This is a genomic window from Mycolicibacterium sp. XJ2546 (genome assembly GCF_053483195.1).
Map to the genome: position 1 here is coordinate 68,852 of NZ_JBEFRW010000011.1, position 15,791 is coordinate 84,642.

14 protein-coding genes and 2 pseudogenes are annotated in these 15,791 nt (G+C 66.1%); 11 read left to right on the forward strand and 5 right to left on the reverse strand.

The features are described from left to right. Window positions 1-27 precede the first annotated feature (27 nt). From ABQE44_RS18105 to ABQE44_RS18125, 5 genes and pseudogenes are all read left to right on the forward strand, one after another. Window positions 28-480: a Fur family transcriptional regulator gene (locus tag ABQE44_RS18105; protein WP_448393876.1), complete on the forward strand. Its 453-nt coding sequence runs from the start codon at window positions 28-30 to the stop codon at window positions 478-480. A gap of 31 nt (window positions 481-511) precedes the next feature. Continuing rightward, a complete protein-coding gene (katG, locus tag ABQE44_RS18110; RefSeq protein WP_448431179.1) occupies window positions 512-2,743 on the forward strand; it encodes a catalase/peroxidase HPI in 2,232 nt (743 codons plus the stop codon). A gap of 72 nt (window positions 2,744-2,815) precedes the next feature. After that, window positions 2,816-3,559: a glutamine amidotransferase gene (locus tag ABQE44_RS18115; protein WP_448431249.1), complete on the forward strand. Its 744-nt coding sequence runs from the start codon at window positions 2,816-2,818 to the stop codon at window positions 3,557-3,559. A 65-nt stretch (window positions 3,560-3,624) separates the two neighbouring features. After that, window positions 3,625-3,984 (forward strand): annotated as a pseudogene (locus tag ABQE44_RS18120) (oxidoreductase); the annotation flags it as partial. A 542-nt stretch (window positions 3,985-4,526) separates the two neighbouring features. Next, window positions 4,527-5,186: an alpha/beta hydrolase family protein gene (locus ABQE44_RS18125; RefSeq protein WP_448394079.1), complete on the forward strand. Its 660-nt coding sequence runs from the start codon at window positions 4,527-4,529 to the stop codon at window positions 5,184-5,186. Between the two features lie 4 nt (window positions 5,187-5,190). Here ABQE44_RS18125 and ABQE44_RS18130 read toward each other — a convergent pair whose 3' ends face one another. Then, window positions 5,191-6,459, reverse strand: coding sequence for a nucleotide disphospho-sugar-binding domain-containing protein (locus tag ABQE44_RS18130; RefSeq protein WP_448431181.1), 1,269 nt, complete (start codon window positions 6,457-6,459; stop codon window positions 5,191-5,193). A 118-nt stretch (window positions 6,460-6,577) separates the two neighbouring features. On the opposite strand from ABQE44_RS18130, the gene ABQE44_RS18135 reads away from it, so the two are divergent. Next, window positions 6,578-7,228 (forward strand): MBL fold metallo-hydrolase, encoded by a 651-nt coding sequence (locus tag ABQE44_RS18135; RefSeq protein ID WP_448393879.1) that lies wholly within the window; start codon window positions 6,578-6,580, stop codon window positions 7,226-7,228. Between the two features lie 9 nt (window positions 7,229-7,237). On the opposite strand, the gene ABQE44_RS18140 is transcribed toward ABQE44_RS18135, so the two are convergent. Beyond that, window positions 7,238-7,912 (reverse strand): DUF899 domain-containing protein, encoded by a 675-nt coding sequence (locus ABQE44_RS18140; RefSeq protein WP_448431183.1) that lies wholly within the window; start codon window positions 7,910-7,912, stop codon window positions 7,238-7,240. Then, window positions 7,909-8,685, reverse strand: a complete 777-nt coding sequence (locus ABQE44_RS18145; RefSeq protein ID WP_448393881.1) for an ArsR/SmtB family transcription factor — start codon at window positions 8,683-8,685, stop codon at window positions 7,909-7,911. Before ABQE44_RS18145 ends, ABQE44_RS18140 begins: the two co-directional genes overlap by 4 nt. A gap of 102 nt (window positions 8,686-8,787) precedes the next feature. Here ABQE44_RS18145 and ABQE44_RS18150 point away from each other — a divergent pair, with 102 nt between their 5' ends. The 4 genes from ABQE44_RS18150 (at window position 8,788) to ABQE44_RS18165 (ending at window position 12,779) form a co-directional block, all read left to right on the forward strand. Continuing rightward, on the forward strand, window positions 8,788-9,924 hold the full coding sequence (locus ABQE44_RS18150; protein WP_448431185.1) for an alkaline phosphatase family protein: 1,137 nt from the start codon (window positions 8,788-8,790) through the stop codon (window positions 9,922-9,924). Between the two features lie 211 nt (window positions 9,925-10,135). Further along, window positions 10,136-10,672 carry an NlpC/P60 family protein gene (locus ABQE44_RS18155; protein ID WP_448393883.1) on the forward strand — a complete coding sequence of 179 codons (537 nt, stop codon included), beginning with the start codon at window positions 10,136-10,138 and terminating at the stop codon, window positions 10,670-10,672. A 31-nt stretch (window positions 10,673-10,703) separates the two neighbouring features. Further along, window positions 10,704-11,447: a peroxide stress protein YaaA gene (yaaA, locus tag ABQE44_RS18160; protein ID WP_448393884.1), complete on the forward strand. Its 744-nt coding sequence runs from the start codon at window positions 10,704-10,706 to the stop codon at window positions 11,445-11,447. Window positions 11,448-11,492: 45 nt separating this feature from the next. After that, a complete protein-coding gene (locus tag ABQE44_RS18165) occupies window positions 11,493-12,779 on the forward strand; it encodes an HNH endonuclease (RefSeq protein WP_448431187.1) in 1,287 nt (428 codons plus the stop codon). Here the strand turns inward: ABQE44_RS18165 and ABQE44_RS18170 are convergent. Then, complete coding sequence (locus ABQE44_RS18170; protein ID WP_448393886.1) at window positions 12,776-13,276, reverse strand: hypothetical protein; 501 nt, start codon at window positions 13,274-13,276, stop codon at window positions 12,776-12,778. The two genes, ABQE44_RS18165 and ABQE44_RS18170, sit on opposite strands and share 4 nt — an antisense overlap. A gap of 48 nt (window positions 13,277-13,324) precedes the next feature. On the opposite strand from ABQE44_RS18170, the pseudogene ABQE44_RS18175 reads away from it, so the two are divergent. Beyond that, window positions 13,325-14,145 (forward strand): annotated as a pseudogene (locus tag ABQE44_RS18175) (oxygenase MpaB family protein). A 3-nt stretch (window positions 14,146-14,148) separates the two neighbouring features. Here ABQE44_RS18175 and ABQE44_RS18180 read toward each other — a convergent pair. After that, window positions 14,149-15,780 (reverse strand): fatty acid--CoA ligase, encoded by a 1,632-nt coding sequence (locus ABQE44_RS18180; RefSeq protein ID WP_448431189.1) that lies wholly within the window; start codon window positions 15,778-15,780, stop codon window positions 14,149-14,151. Between the last annotated feature and the right edge of the window lie 11 nt (window positions 15,781-15,791).

Below are 15,791 nucleotides of genomic sequence, written 5' to 3' on the forward strand. Positions count from 1 at the left end.
TTCCAGATACGACGGCATATTGGTCATGTGGTCGCTACGCCGGATTACGCCGATCAGCTTCGACGGGCTGGTCTGCGCGTAACCCGTCCGCGGGTGGCAGTGCTCGATACGGTGTACGCGCACGCGCACGCCGACACCGAGACCATCTTCGGCGCCGTCCGCAAGGTTCTGCCCGACGTGTCACGCCAGGCGGTGTACGACGTGCTTGCCGCGCTGACCAGTGCGGGCCTGGTCCGCAAGATTCAGCCATCCGGCTCGGTCGCACGATACGAGTCGCGGGTCGGCGACAACCACCACCATGTCGTGTGTCGGTCGTGCGGCGTCATCGCCGACGTCGACTGCGCCGTCGGTGACGCACCGTGCCTCACGCCGTCCGACGACGGCACGCTCGACGGCTTCGTACTCGACGAAGCCGAGGTCATCTACTGGGGTCTTTGTCCCGATTGCTCGATTTCGCAAGTTTCCCGATCACAACCGTGATCGCAGCCCGATAACCACCGGAAGGAAGATTGTGACATCCGACGCTCGCCCGCCGCATTCAGCGGAGAAGACCCAAAGCACCAGCGAGAGTGAAAACCCGGTAATCCCCTCCCCGACCCCGAAGGCGCACGCCCCGCTCAAAAACCAGGACTGGTGGCCCAACCAGGTCGACGTCTCGGTGTTGCACGCCCAAGACGTCAAGGCCAACCCGTTGGGCGCTGACTTCAACTACCGCGAGGAGGTCAAGAAGCTCGACTTCGACGCGGTCAAGCGCGACCTCGCCGAGCTGATGACCACGTCGCAGGACTGGTGGCCCGCCGACTACGGCCACTACGGCGGCTTGTTCATCCGGATGAGCTGGCACTCTGCGGGCACCTATCGGATCCACGACGGCCGCGGCGGCGGTGGTCAGGGCGCCCAGCGCTTCGCCCCGATCAACAGCTGGCCGGACAACAATGGCCTGGACAAGGCCCGCCGGCTGTTGTGGCCGATCAAGCAGAAGTACGGCCGCAAGCTGTCGTGGGCCGACCTGCTGGTGCTGGCCGGCAACGTCGCGCTGGAGTCGATGGGCTTCAAGACCGCCGGCTTCGCGTTCGGCCGCGAGGACATCTGGGAGCCCGAGGAGACCCTGTGGGGCTTCGAGGACACCTGGCTGGGCACCGACAAGCGCTACTCCGGCGAACGTGAACTGGCCGAGCCGTTCGGCGCGACGACAATGGGCCTGATCTACGTCAACCCGGAGGGCCCCGAAGGTGAGCCCGATCCGATCAAGGCCGCGATCGACATCCGCGAGACGTTCGGCCGCATGGCGATGAACGATGAGGAGACCGCCGCGCTGATCGTCGGCGGCCACACCTTCGGCAAGACCCACGGCGCCGGCGACGCCGACCTGGTCGGCCCGGAACCCGAAGCTGCGCCCATCGAGCAGCAGGGGCTGGGCTGGAAGAGCGCCTACGGCTCGGGCAAGGGCGCCGACGCGGTGGTCAGTGGTCTCGAGGTGGTCTGGACGCCCACCCCGACCAAGTGGGACAACAGCTTCCTGGAAACCCTGTACGGCTACGAGTGGGAGCTGACGAAGAGCCCCGCCGGGGCCTGGCAGTACGTCGCCAAGGACGCCGAGGACGTCATCCCCGAACCGCACGACCCCACCAAGAAGCGCAAGCCCTACATGCTGGTGACCGACGTGTCGATGCGGGTCAGCCCGATCTACGCCGACATCACCCGGCGTTGGCTCGACCATCCGGAGGAACTGGCCGAAGCGTTCGCCAAGGCGTGGTTCAAGCTGCTGCACCGCGACATGGGTCCGGCGTCGCGATACGTGGGACCGTGGGCTCCCAGCGAAACCTACGTCTGGCAGGACCCGGTGCCTGCCGTCGACCATGAGTTGGTCGACGACGCCGACATCGCTGCGCTGAAGGCGAAGGTGCTGGAGTCGGGTCTGTCTGGCACCCAGTTGATCAAGACGGCGTGGGCGTCGGCGGCCAGCTTCCGCGGCACCGACAAGCGCGGCGGCGCCAATGGTGCCCGGATCCGGTTGGAACCGCAGAAGAACTGGGACGTCAACGAGCCTGCCGAGCTGGCCAAGGTGCTGCCGGTGCTCGAGAAGATCCAGCAGGACTTCAACGGCTCCGCATCGGGCGGCAAGAAGATCTCACTGGCCGACCTGATCGTGCTCGCGGGTTCCGCGGCGGTCGAAAAGGCCGCCAAGGACGCCGGATTCGACGTCACGGTGCCGTTCGCGCCGGGTCGCACCGACGCCTCGCAGGAGCAGACCGACGTCGAGTCGTTCGCCGTCATCGAGCCGCGGGCCGACGGGTTCCGCAACTACATTCGGCCCAATGAGAAGACCCAGGTCGAACGGCTTCTGGTGGACCGGGCGTACATGCTCAACCTGACCGCTCCGGAGATGACGGCGCTCATCGGCGGCCTGCGCGTGCTGGGCGCCAATTTCGGCGGCACCAAGCACGGCGTGCTCACCGACCGGCCCGGCGTGCTGACGAACGACTTCTTCGTCAACCTGCTCGACATGCGCACGGAATGGAAGGGCGGACAGGCCGAGAACGTCTACGAGGGTGTGGACCGGGCCACCGGCCAGCCCAAGTGGACCGCGACCGCCAACGACCTGGTGTTCGGTTCGCACTCGCAGCTGCGGGCGCTGGCCGAGGTCTACGCGCAGGACGACTGCAAGCAGAAGTTCGTGGACGACTTCGTTGCCGCCTGGACCAAGGTGATGAACAACGATCGGTTCGACCTGCACCAGTAACACCGGTGTTTGGCCGACAATAGCTGGGTGCGACACCCCGCGGGCTCAGCTGGCTCGCGGGGTGCCGTGCAATTGGCGCATCGTCCGTTTCTGCTGCTGTCGATCCGCGGTGAAGACGAAGCCGCCGACGACGAATACCTGGCGATGATGCGTTTCGGTGGCCTGGACACCACAAGCCTGCACCGGATCCGGCTGACCCACCGGCCGCTGGGGCCCGTCGACCTCGCCGACTGGTCGGGCGTCATCCTCGGCGGCGGACCCTACAACGTCAGCGATCCGGCCGATACCAAATCGGCCGTGCAACAACGCGCCGAGTCGGAACTGCTGGCGTTGATCGCGCGCATGGTGGAACAGGATTTTCCGTTCCTTGGATGCTGTTACGGCGTCGGCACGCTCGGCACCCTCATCGGCGCGACCATCGACCGCACCTACACCGAACCGGTCGGCGGAATGCGGATCACCGTCACCGAGGAGGGCCGCGACGATCCGCTGTTTGCCGATCTGCCAGAGGCTTTCGACGCCTACGGCGGACACAAGGAGGCCGCCGCGCAGCTTCCTCCGGATACCGCGTGCCTGGCGTCGTCACCGGATTGTCCGGTCCAGGCGTTCCGCGTCGGCCAGAACGTCTACGCCACACAGTTCCATCCCGAACTCGACATCGGCGGTATCTTCACCCGTATCACCGTTTACAAGAACCACGGTTACTTCGCGCCGGAATCCGCAGAAGCATTGAAAGAAGCTGCGCGACAATGGGATGTGCAACACCCGCCGACCATCCTGCGGCGGTTCGTCGAGCGGTACACTCGGCCGGCATGATGCTTGCACAGCCGCTCGAATTACCCTGTGGCACAGTGCTGCCGAACCGTGTCGCGAAGGCGGCGATGAGTGAGCAGCTGGCGACGCTCACCGGTAAACCCACCCGCGCACACGTGCGGCTGTATGACACCTGGGCGCGCAGCGGATGCGGGCTGGTGGTCACCGGCAACGTGATAGTCGACCGCGCCGCGGTCTCCGAGCCGCGCCAGGTCGTGGTCGAGGACGAGCGAGACATCTCGACGCTGCGGGCCTGGGCGGCTGCCGCCCGCTCCGGCGGCGCGCAGTGCTGGGTGCAGCTCAACCACGCCGGGCGCCAGATACCCCGCAGTTTGTCCAGCCGCCCGGTTGCGCCGTCCGCGCAGGAGATGACGAGCCTGCGCGGTGGCTTCGCGCGGCCACGAGCGTTGACCATCTCCGAAATCGCGGGTTTGGTGCAGCGTTTCGCGCGCAGCGCGCAGATCGCTGTGCACGCCGGCTTCGACGAGGAGGAGTCGATGGCAGTCGTCGACAGCCTCGGCGATGCGGGTGTCGATCTGCTGGAGATATCGGGCGGCACGTTCGAGTCGACCGCGATGATGACCGGGGCGGCGGAGTCCACCCGCGCGCGGGAAGCCTATTTTCTCGACTACGCCGAACGCGTGCGGGCACGCGCACGTATGCCGTTGATGCTGACCGGAGGTCTGCGAAGCGCCGCGGCGATGGAGGCCGCGCTGCATTCCGGAGCCATCGACGTATGCGGTGAGCACGGCACGACCGCGGCGGGGCCGCATTCCTCGGTTCGCCGGCGCGGCCGAAACCATCTGGTACACCGAGCAGATCCACCGCATCAGCCGGGGCCGCTCCCCCAGATCAGGTCGCAACGTGGAAGCCGCGATGACCACATATTTTGCGGCAAGTACGCTCGACGCGCTGGTGCGTCGCGTCTTGGTCCGTTAGTCCCCCGCGTCGGCGGGGAATGCCTGTGTCCATGGAGACAGCCGAATACGCTCCGGGCCGGCAGGTCGATCTCTGGGGCGAGCAAGCACAACGCACCGTTCTCATGTGGCACGGGGCGCAGACCGACGCCCGCGAGACGATGCGGCCGCTCGCGCAACGGGTGGCGGACCGCGGCTTCGCGGTGGTGGTGCCCGACTGGAATTCGCAGACCGACGACCGTGGTCGCGCCGATCTGTTGGGCTCGCTCGAGTTTGCACGCGGTCGCTGCGCGGACCCCGACGCGCTGGTGTTGGTCGGATGGTCGTTGGGCGGGCTCGCCGCGGCCGGGGCGACGATCCATGCCGGCGCGCTTGGCGTGCGGTTCACGCGCACCGTCTGCCTGGCTGGTGCGTTCGTGGTGGCCGACCCGATCTCGGGAGAAGCCTTACCCACCGATCTGTCCGGATATAACCCTTCACCTATCACGCTGCTGCATGGCATCGGTGACCACATCGTTCCGGTGACAGTCAGCCGCGACTTCGCGGAAACGCTGCGCACCAACGAGTGGCCTGTCGAACTGGTCGAACTCGACACCGACCATGCGGCGATTGCCGGCGCGGCCCACGATGCCCTCGCCGATCGCTATATACCGGCCGAAAATCCGCAGGCGTTGGCCGTCGCCGATGACGTCGCTGCGCGAATTGTGCAGTGAGCGGTTAGAGTTCGGAAGCCCTGGTGGAGGCGGTGACGCGCTCCGCTATGGTGCCCAGCGCGTCGGAGGCGACGATGTCGCTGCCGATCCGGTGTGCCGCTGCGCGGTAGGACGATTCGCTGAGCACTTCCGACACCGCCGCTCTAATCTGCGTGGACGTCGGCGTCGCGGTGCCGAGGTTGACGCCGGCACCCGAGTAGGCCACCCGGGCGGCCACTTCCGCCTTGTCAGACGTCTCCCCCGCGATGACCAGCGGAATGCCTTGGCGCAGCGCATGATGCACACCACCGTAGCCGCCGTTGGTCACGACCGCGTCGACGTGCGGCAGCAGCATCGAGTACGGGATCCAATCGGTCACGAACGCGTTTCGCGGAAGGTCTGCGGTCATGGTTTGGTCAACGGGCCGGCCTGTGGTTGCGACAACAGCGATGTTCATGCCGTCGAACGCCCGCAGCGTGGGGCGGATCAACTGGTTGATGTTCCGGTTGTCGAAAGTGCCCTGGGTGACGTGGACGACGGTCGGTGCCGCGACGATCTCATTCCACCACGGCGGCGGCTCGAAATGCTCGGAGCTGTCCGGTATCACCGGTCCGACGAAGTCGATGTTGACGGGCAGGTCGCTGCGGGGGTATTCGAATCCGCGTACGGTCAGCTGGAGCAGCCGGTCAGCCAGCCGGGGCCAGTCCGTGAGCGGTACGGGCAGCGGTGGTGTGCCGCAGCGCGCGAGTGCGTCGTTCAGGTCGGCGGAAATGCCGCGCAGGAGGAACTTCCGGACCACGTCGTTCATCGGTTGGTAGTCCGTTCCTGGCTGTGGTTGCCACGCCATTCCGAAGGGCGGGGTGTCGGCGCTAGTCAGGGTGAGAGGCCCGACGCCGACGGCCAGAATCTGCGGACGCGGCCGCTCGCCGAGCACCAGGGGCAGCACCCCGGTGAAGGTCAGATCGGCGAGCACCGTATCGACCGGGCCTTGCTCCAACACCCGGTTGAGCGTGGAAAACTGGGCGGTCAACGGCTCGACAAAAGTCGACCGCATCTCGGCAATGCCAAGCAAATAGCGGCGCAACAGCTTCGGTGTACGCAGCACCCACGGCGAAGGCAGGTCGTCGATGAGCCCCGACCGGTCGAGCGCCTGCAGTGACAGCCCGGCGCGGCGAACGACGTCGCCGAACTCGGAGCCGGTGATGACAATGACGTCGTGACCGTGGTCTTTGAGGTGTGTGCCGATACGCAACATCGGGACCACATGTCCGGCCAGCGGACTGGCGGCTACCACGATTCGACCCAAGACCTCGCCTTTCGACTGCCTACGGATTACCAAGGTCATGCGGACTCAAACGTGACTTCGATCAAGTGTTGACCTCAACAGCGGTTGAGATTGCAGGCTGGGAAGCATGAGTAACACATTGACACGCATCCGTGATGATCTGTTCCAGACGCGAATGGATTCGCCGTTCCCCGGTTTGACCACGCACGCCTACTTGTGGCGTCGGACCACCGGCAACGTGTTGTTCTACAACCCCGCCACCGACGCGGAGTTCGACGCGCTCGACGCGCTTGGCGGGGTGAGCGAGCAGTACCTTTCCCATCTCGACGAGGCAGGACCGAACCTCGTCGGAATCTCGGAGCGCTTCGGCCGGCGGTTGCACGCTCCTGCGGCCGAAGTCGACGACATCTCCAAGCATGATCGCGTCGACGTCGCGGTGCGCGCGGTACGGCACGTGGATGACAACGATGTGGAAGTACTTCCGACACCGGGACATTCAGCCGGAAGTACCTGCTATCTGGTGACCGGTAGTGGTGGCGAGAAGTACCTTTTCACCGGTGACACGATGTTTCCGACCGACGCGGGCACCTGGTCCACCTTCGTGGTGCCGGGGCGGGGAGATCCTGCCGCCATGCGCGACAGCCTCAAGCTGCTGGACAGTGTCAGCCCTGATCTGGTGATCTCCAGTGCGTTTGGCGGTGACGAGGCGTTCGAGACGGTCGACCGGGCTCGCTGGTCGGAGTGTGTTGCGCAGGCGTTGGCCAGCGTGCCGTCCTAGCGATTTGACCTACGACTCACCGGTGCCCGTATCGTGCCAGATCCACCACTCATATGGCGCGGACTGTGGGTACCCCTCGGGCGAATCTTCCCAGTCCTCCTGCCGCCCAAGGGCAGTCATGTCGAGAAGGCTCCAGGTGTTGACGAACACTTCGTCGCCGCGGCCGTCGATGCAGTAGGAACGGAAGATCCGATCGCTGTCGTCACGAATGAATGCGTTGGTGGCGTGGTACTCGTCGCATCCGAATTCCTTGTCGAAATCGTCGGTGATCGTGAACCACGGGTGGCGCCAGCCCATCTTTGACGTCATCCGCGTGAGGTCAGATTGGGAGGCGCGCGACACGTATACGAACGTGGTGTCCCGCGCATTGAGGTGAGCGAGGTTCGGCACATGGTCGGCCATCAACGAGCAACCAACGCAGCCGTGTTCGGGCCAGTCGCCGGTGCCGGGTTCGATGAACGCACGGTAGACGATCAGTTGGCGGCGGCCGTCGAACAAATCGAGAAGGCTCACTGTGCCGTCGGGGCCGTCGAACAGGTACTCCCTGTCCACGGCCATCCACGGCATCCTGCGCCGCTTCGCAGCGAGGGCATCCCGGGCCCGCTGAACCTCCTTCTCGTCGACGAGCATCTCCCGGCGCGCAGCCTCCCACTCCTGCGCCGTCACGATGGGTGGTGTGTTCATCGCGATTCCTCCTCCAAACCACTCTTGAGGTTGGCCAGCTTCCACGGCCATCCGCCCGAGATCAGCTCGCGCACAGTGCTTTCCGGCGGGAAGGCGTCGTGGATGACGGTCAGCTTGACCATGCCATTATCGACCGGTTCAATGTCGAACGACACCCGGGACCGTTTTTCGGCCGCCGCCTTTGCAATCGTCTCTTCGTCCAGTCCCACCGCGGTCAGTTCGGGTACGAATGTGTGGAAGGTGAAGACCAGCCTGCGATAGGGCTCGGATTCGAGGATGACCTGATCCGGGTGCTCGATCTCGAGATTGCGGTCAGCCCATACGTAACGCGAGCCCTTCTCGAAATCCGACACCAAGGCATGGCCCATATATCGGTGTGAGAATGCCGGGTCGGTGACTGCTCGCCACAGTCGTTCGGGGGTGGTGCGGATGTAGGTCGTGTAAACGAATTCGGCGCTGCCCATCGGTTGGGTCTCCAATGCTGTCTTGAGGTCGGCGAGCGTCTGCACCCGCGAGCGGTCGTACTGGTTGATCCAGCGGTCGGCGATGGCGTTGATGGGTGCGGCGTTGAGGTAGTGCAGCTTTTCCCGGCCCCGCCACATGGTGGTGATCAGCTTCGCGTCCTCCAGCACCGCCAGGTGCTTGCTCACCGACTGTCGCGCCATCGACAGACCCGCGCACAGACCGCGCAGGGTTTGCCCATTGCGGGCGTTCAAGCTGTCGAGCAGGCGACGCCGGTTGGGGTCGGCGAGCGCCCGGAATACCTCATCCATCATTGCCATCATCTGCTATAGGCAGCCGGATGGCTGCATATATCACAGTAGGCAGCCGCGTGGCTGCATGTCAATGCTCAACGATGTGGCAGGCTCGGGCTCGTGGACCTTCCGCAGCCCGACGCCGATCTTCCGCACCTGGCCGACGTGGTGCCGTCAGTGCTCGCCGCGATGGGTGTAGAGGGGTTTGACCACCGCATTGGCCTGCGCGACGACATCGCCGGGGCGTGTGTGCTGCTGATCGACGGGCTGGGTGCGCAACTGCTCGATGCCCACGTGGCCGACGCCCCCGTGCTGGCCGGTCTGCGAGGCCAAACGTTGCAGGTCGGATTTCCGTCGACGACGGTGGCCGGGCTTGCGGCGTTGGGCACCGGCTGCCGCTCCGGTGAGCACGGCCTGGTCGGCTACTCGTTCCGGCTGCCCGACGTCGGGCTCATCAACCCGCTGCGGTGGCGACCGCACCCCTGGGGCAACGACCTTCGCGGTGACGTGCCGCCCGAGGACGTGCAACCGCACCCCACCGTCTTCGAGCGAGCCACGTCGGCAGGCGTCGCGGTCAACATCATCTCCGGCGCGGAGTTCACCAACTCGGGTATGACCCGGGCTGCGCTGCGGGGCGGTCGGTACGTCGGCGTCCAAGCGCTCGGCGACCTGGCGTCGAACATCCGAGAAACCTTGGCCGCCAACGGGTTCTGCTACGGCTACCACAGCGAACTCGACCTTCTGGGTCATCTGTACGGTCCGGGGTCGCAGGCATGGCGGATGCAGTTGCGCCACGTCGACCGGCTGGTCGAGTCGATCCTCGAGGAGATGCCGGCCGGCGGATTGCTGGCCGTCGTGGCCGATCACGGCATGGTCAGTGCGCAGCCCGCCGACATCGTCGACATCGATGACCACGATGCGCTGCTCGACGGTGTGGCGGCCGTCGGTGGCGAGCCGCGTGCACGGCACGTGTACGTCGACGACGGCGCGCTGGACGACGTGCTCGCAGCTTGGCAGGAGGTGCTGGCCGATCGAGCTTGGGCGGTATCTCGCGACCAGGCGATCGACGCCGGGTGGTTCGGTGAGCACGTCAGCGACACGGTCAGGCCACGAATCGGTGACGTGGTGGCCGCTGCGCGCCACTCCGCCGTCATGGTTCGGCGTGACGTTGAGCCGATGGAGTCGTCACTGATCGGCCATCACGGCTCGTTGACCTTTGCTGAACAGGTCGTGCCGCTGCTGCTCGCGTACGGCTGAGATACGCAGTGTGTCAGCGTGTTTAGTGCACTAGGCGTTGTTTACAATGTAATTCGCTTGGCGGAGCTATCGTTTGGTGATCCAGTGCTGTAGATCCTCGAAAGGCTGCTACCGTCAACACTATTCGTGAACCGCGCGATAGTTGTAACCGGTTGTGAATGCCGTCACAGATTTTGCAGCGGCGCAAAATGCTCTGTTAACGTCCGACCGCGTGTTTGCTATCGCGACGCTGCTGACACTTGTGAACCAGGTGTCGGGCACGCCGTACGTCACGGGCGGGGACTCTCCTGCCGGTACGGACTGCTCGGGCCTGGTCTCTTGGGTCGCCAACGCAGCAACCGGACGACCGATCTATGGAGATCGGTTCCACACCGGAAACATCGAGAACGCCCTGCTGGCGCGTGGCTTTCAACCCGGCACGCAGCCCGGTGCCCTGGTAGTCGGCTGGAACAGCGGCCACACCGCGGTGACACTGCCGGATGGCACTCCGGTTTCCGCCGGTGAAGGCGGCGGAGTGAAGATTGGCGGCGGGGGCGCCTACCAAGAGCAGTTCACCCGCCACATGTTCTTGCCGATGCCGCCCGAACAACCGGTTCCTCCCGGCGCGCCGCCGGCGCCGGTGGTGCAGATGGGTGGCATGCCGCCGCCTCCGCCTCCCCCGGGCATGGCACCCCCGCCGCCTCCGCCACCCGCGGACCCGTTCGCGCCGGCGCCACCGCCGCCTCCGCCCGGGATGCCGCCGGCCTGACCGCGACGCTCGCCCAGATAACCTCTGCGGCGTGATCGTCCTGCTGCCGCCCTCGGAGACCAAGCGCGTCGGGGGCGACGGGCCGCCACTGCGGCTCGACGCATTGAGTTGTCCCGAACTGACGCCGATGCGTACCACATTGCTCGATGAGCTGGTGGAACTCGCCCACGATCGCCCGGCGTCCCGGAAGGCGCTCGGGTTGTCGGCCAAGCAGGATGCCGAAATCGATCGCAACGCCGAGTTGCGCACAGCGGCCACCCTGCCCGCGATCCATCGCTACACCGGCGTGCTTTACGACGCACTTGACATCGGATCGCTGCGCGGCGCGCCCGCCGCACGCGCCCGCGATCGGCTGTTTATCGGTTCTGCGTTGTTCGGACTGTTGCGTGCGGACGATCCCGTCCCCGCCTACCGGCTGTCGGCGGGCTCGAAGCTGCCGGGACAGCCCACGTTGGCCGCTCGGTGGCGGCCTCTGCTGGAACCGACGCTGGCTCGGCTGGCCGAGAACCAGTTGGTGGTCGATTTGCGGTCGGGCTCATACGCATCGCTCGGCAGGCTCACTGCGGCCGTCCGCGTCGACGTCGTCGCAGAAGACGCCGCCGGCAACCGCAAGGTGGTCACCCACTTCAACAAGGCCCACAAGGGCAGGCTGGCCCGCGTACTCGCGTCCTCCCGGGCCGAACCCGACAACGCCGCCGCCGTCGCAACGATCGCCCGACGCGCCGGCATGCGGGTGGAGCGTGCAGGCAACGACCTCACCGTCGTCGCAGGCTGAGACCGCCTTCCGAAATTTGTCGGTGGCGGGTTTTATTGTCGGGTCATGTTCGATGCGACGGCGCTGGCGGCGGTGGACCCGCACGCCGATGAAGCTGTATTGGTCGAACGGATCGCGGAGTTGGAGCAGATGAAGTCGGCTGCGGCGGCCGGTCAGGCTCGCGCTGCGGCATTATTGGACGCCAAGCGCCGGGCCCGCGAGGCGGCCGCCGGAGTGCCTAAGGCCAAGCAGGGCCGCGGGGTGGCCAGCGAGGTGGCGCTGGCACGGCGTGATTCCCCGTCGTGCGGCAACCGGCATCTGGGGTTGGCCAAGGCGTTGGTCCATGAGATGCCGTACACGCTGGCCGCGTTGGAGTGTGGTGCGCTTTCGGAGTGGCGCGCAACCGTGATCGTTCGCGAGTCAGCCTGTTTGACGGTTGAAGATCGCCGGGCCTTGGACGCCGAGATGTGCGCCGATATCGCCGGCCTCGACGGTATGGGCGATTCGCGGGTGGAGTCCGAGGCCAAAAGCATTGCCTACCGGCTTGATCCGCAAGCTGTAGTGGAGCGCGCCGCCAAAGCCGAGAAGGACCGCTCGGTGAGCATCCGCCCAGCCCCCGACACCATGACCTATGTGACGGCGTTGTTGCCGGTCGCGGTGGGGGTGGCGGTGTATGCGGCGCTCAAACACGCTGCGGACACGACCTTTGATGGGCGCTCGCGCGGACAGGTGATGGCCGACACGCTCGTGGAGCGTGTCACCGGGCGCCCTGCCGAGCAGGCCGAGCCGGTGGCGGTCAACCTGGTCATGAGTGACCAGAGCCTGTTGGGTGATGATGAGCATCCGGCGGTGGTGGACGGTTATGGGCCGATTCCGGCGGCGGTGGCGCGCAAACTGGTGCTGGCCTCCATCGCCGACAAGCGCTCGAAGGCCACCCTGCGGCGGTTGTATCGGCACCCGAAGTCGGGGGCGTTGGTGGCGATGGAGTCGCGCACGCGGCGGTTTCCCAAGGCATTGGCGCTGTTTATCGGCTTGCGCGACCAGCGATGTCGCACCCCGTATTGTGATGCCCCGATTCGACACCGCGACCATGCGGTGCCGCATCACAGGGGCGGGCCCACCAGCCGAGTGAACGGAGTGGGGATGTGTGAACGGTGCAATTACGTCAAGGAAGCCCCGGGCTGGCAAGTCAACACCCGTGAGGTCGACGGTGTCCATGAGGCTGAATTCATCACTCCGACCGGGGCGACGTATCACTCCGCGGCACCACCGCCGCCGGGTCCTCCACGAATTGAGGTCAGCGAGCTCGAGATGCGCATCGGCATCGAACTCGCCAACCTGCACGCCGCCTAGATGCTGGCGATCAGGTCAGTGGTGTAGAACTCGGCGGGGGTCTGCGAGAAGGCGTCCGGACGGGTGACGAACACCCACACGCCTGTGGCGCCCGGTTCGATCGCATCCGACAGCGTCACCGCGCCAGCGCCCACCCCATCGGTGTGCAAGGTCGCCTGTGCGACGCCGGGATCGTTGCCCCAGCACGGCGCCGACGATGGCCGTGGCGTCTGGATCAGCCGCACCTGGTAGGGAGTGTTGGGGATTGCCAGCACCAGCTGGACGTCAGCGGTCACCCCGGACCCGTCCGAACGGACATTGGCGGTAGGTCTGCCCTGGCCCGTCGGGCCGTTGTAGTTCGTTTCGCTGAAGTCGCACCGACGCAGCACCTGGGAGAACGGCATGAACGTGCCATCTGCAGCCCCCGCCGTGCCGGCACCAGTAGTCAGTGCAGGCGCCAGCGGCGCCGCGACAACAGCTGCCGCCGCCATGATCACAACCCGAGTCAATTTCTGCACGTCACTACGTTAAACCACCCGCGAGTCCAGGGGCATAGTGTTGAACCCATGTCGGTGGTGCCGGACCTGGACGGCGTGCGCAGACACCTGGGACGCAGTTTGTTCAGCATGGTCGCCGGCCCCGAAGGCCCAGCCAACCGCGCACAGATCCATGACACCCCAGGCCCGCGCTGGTTCGACGAGGACCGCCCGATCCGACGTGTGCACGCCGACGCGTCCATGTTCGTCGGCGGATTGCGGGTGTCGCCGACCACTCCGACTACCGGTCCGACCCGTGGGGCCGCCTGCAGCGAACCAGTACCTTCCTCGCCGTCACCACGTTCGGTCCCGCCGCCGACGCCCAGCGTGCGGTGGACCGGGTGCGCGGCATCCATCAGCGGGTACGCGGCACCGCCCCCGACGGGCGGACGTATCACGCCGTCGACCCACACCTGCTGGAGTGGGTGCACATCGCCGAGACGGACAGCTTTCTGCTCGCCCACCAACTCTATGGTGCGGCGCCGCTCGACCAACGCGGCCGCGACGACTATGTGGCCGACACCGCCCGCGTCGCCGCCGCACTCGGGGTGCCCGACCCGCCACGCACCGAAAGCCAACTGGTCCAACGGGTCCAGGATTACCGCCCCGAGCTGCGCGGCACCACCGCCGCCCGCGACGCCGCCCGGTTCTTGCTGTTGACTCCCCCGTTACCGCTCGTGGCGCGCGCACCCTACGGCGTGCTGGCAGCGACGGCGGTGTCGATGCTGCCGCCGTGGGCGCGCAAACCGTTGCTGCTGCCCTACTTTCCTCCGATCGAATCGACCGTGATCCGAATGTCCGGCCGCATTCTCGTCGGCGGTATCCGCTGGGCGCTCAGCGCCGGCCGTTGACGGTTACTCCCGGCACTCGACGACGTCGTAGCCGCCGTCGGCATAGCGCGACCGGATCCGCTTCTTGTCGAACTTGCCGACGCTGGTCTTGGGCACCTCGTCGATAAACGTCCACCACTCCGGTAACCAGAATCGGGCAACCTTGTCGCACAGATGATCTCGCAGCTCCTGCGGCGTCAGCGACTCACCCTCCTGCACGACGACGGCCGCCAGCGGGCGCTCCTGCCACCGCTCGTCGGGCACCGCCACCACGGCCGCCTCCCGCACTGCCGGATGATCGGCGATGCGCAACTCCAGTTCCACTGAGGAGATCCACTCCCCGCCGGACTTGATGACGTCCTTGGCGCGGTCGGTGAGGGTAATGAAGCCCTGCGGGTCGATGCGGCCGACATCTCCGGTGCGCAGCCAGCCGTCGTCGAACTTCTCCGGATCGGCATTGAGGTAATAGGAGCCGGTGATCCACGGCCCGCGGATCTCGATCTCCCCGACGGCCTTTCCGTCGTTGGGCAATACGTCGCCGTTGTCGTCGACCAGTCGCGTCTCCACCCCGCACATCACCCGCCCTGCCGAGGCGCGCAACGTCCAGTGGTCGGCTCCGGTGACCTCCGGCGGCGGGGTGGCCACCGCGGCCAACGGTGACGTCTCGGTCATACCCCAGCCCTGGCGGATCATCACGCCGTAGTGCTCCTGGTATTCCTTCATCATCCCGAGCGGAACCGCCGAACCGCCACAGACGACCAGTCGCAGCGACGAGATGTCGCGGCCGGGGTTGGCGTGCAGGTACTGCAGTACGTCGTTCCAGATGGTCGGAACGGCAGCCGAGACCGTCGGGCGGTGGCGTTCGATCATGTCGACCAGCGGAGCAGCCTGCAGAAACCGGTCAGGCAACAGCAGGTCGGCGCCCGCCATCACCGCTGCATACGGCTGCCCCCACGCGTTGGCGTGAAACATCGGCACCACCGGCAGCACCCGGTCCCCGTCGGCCAGGCCGACGGCGTTGGCCGCACACACCGCCATCGAATGCAAATAGCTCGAACGGTGGCTGTACACCACGCCTTTCGGCTTTCCGGTGGTGCCGCTGGTGTAACACATTGCGGCAGCGCTTTTCTCGTCGAGTTCGGGCCAGTCGTAGGTGATCGGCTGGCCTTCGATCAGGGCGTCGTAGCGGACCACGTTGCACCCGGACTCCTCGAGCGGGCCCAGATCGCCCTCGCCCACGGCGACCACGGTGTGCACCGACGTCATCTCCGGCAACATGGGCGCGAGCAACGGGGCCAGCGACATATCAACCAGCACAACCGAATCCTCGGCCTGGTTGGCGATGAACGTGAGCTGGTCAGCCGTCAGCCGGATGTTGAGCGTGTGCAGTACCGCACCCATACACGGTGCGGCGAAGTACGCCTCGAGGTGTTCCTGGTTGTTCCACTGAAACGTCGCCACCCGCTGGCCGGGCGTGACGCCCAGTTCCCGCAGCCCGTGGGCGAGCTGGGCCACCCGCGTCCCCAACTCGCCGAAGCTGATCTCGCGGTGACCGTCAGAGGTCGCCGTGATGACCTTGCGGCCCGAGTAGAACCCGGTTCCGTGCCGCAGGATCCCGGTAACCGTCAATGGAAAGTCTTGCATCGTACTGTCCATGAACCACTCCC

What these genes read in the sequence shown, in the direction of transcription:
- ABQE44_RS18125 (WP_448394079.1), top strand. Translation starts at nt 4,527, where the DNA reads ATGGAGACAGCCGAATACGCTCCGGGCCGGCAGGTCGATCTCTGGGGC.
- ABQE44_RS18135 (WP_448393879.1), top strand. Translation starts at nt 6,578, where the DNA reads ATGAGTAACACATTGACACGCATCCGTGATGATCTGTTCCAGACGCGA.
- ABQE44_RS18140 (WP_448431183.1), bottom strand. Translation starts at nt 7,912, where the DNA reads ATGAACACACCACCCATCGTGACGGCGCAGGAGTGGGAGGCTGCGCGC.
- ABQE44_RS18145 (WP_448393881.1), bottom strand. Translation starts at nt 8,685, where the DNA reads ATGGATGAGGTATTCCGGGCGCTCGCCGACCCCAACCGGCGTCGCCTG.
- ABQE44_RS18165 (WP_448431187.1), top strand. Translation starts at nt 11,493, where the DNA reads ATGTTCGATGCGACGGCGCTGGCGGCGGTGGACCCGCACGCCGATGAA.
- ABQE44_RS18180 (WP_448431189.1), bottom strand. Translation starts at nt 15,780, where the DNA reads ATGGACAGTACGATGCAAGACTTTCCATTGACGGTTACCGGGATCCTG.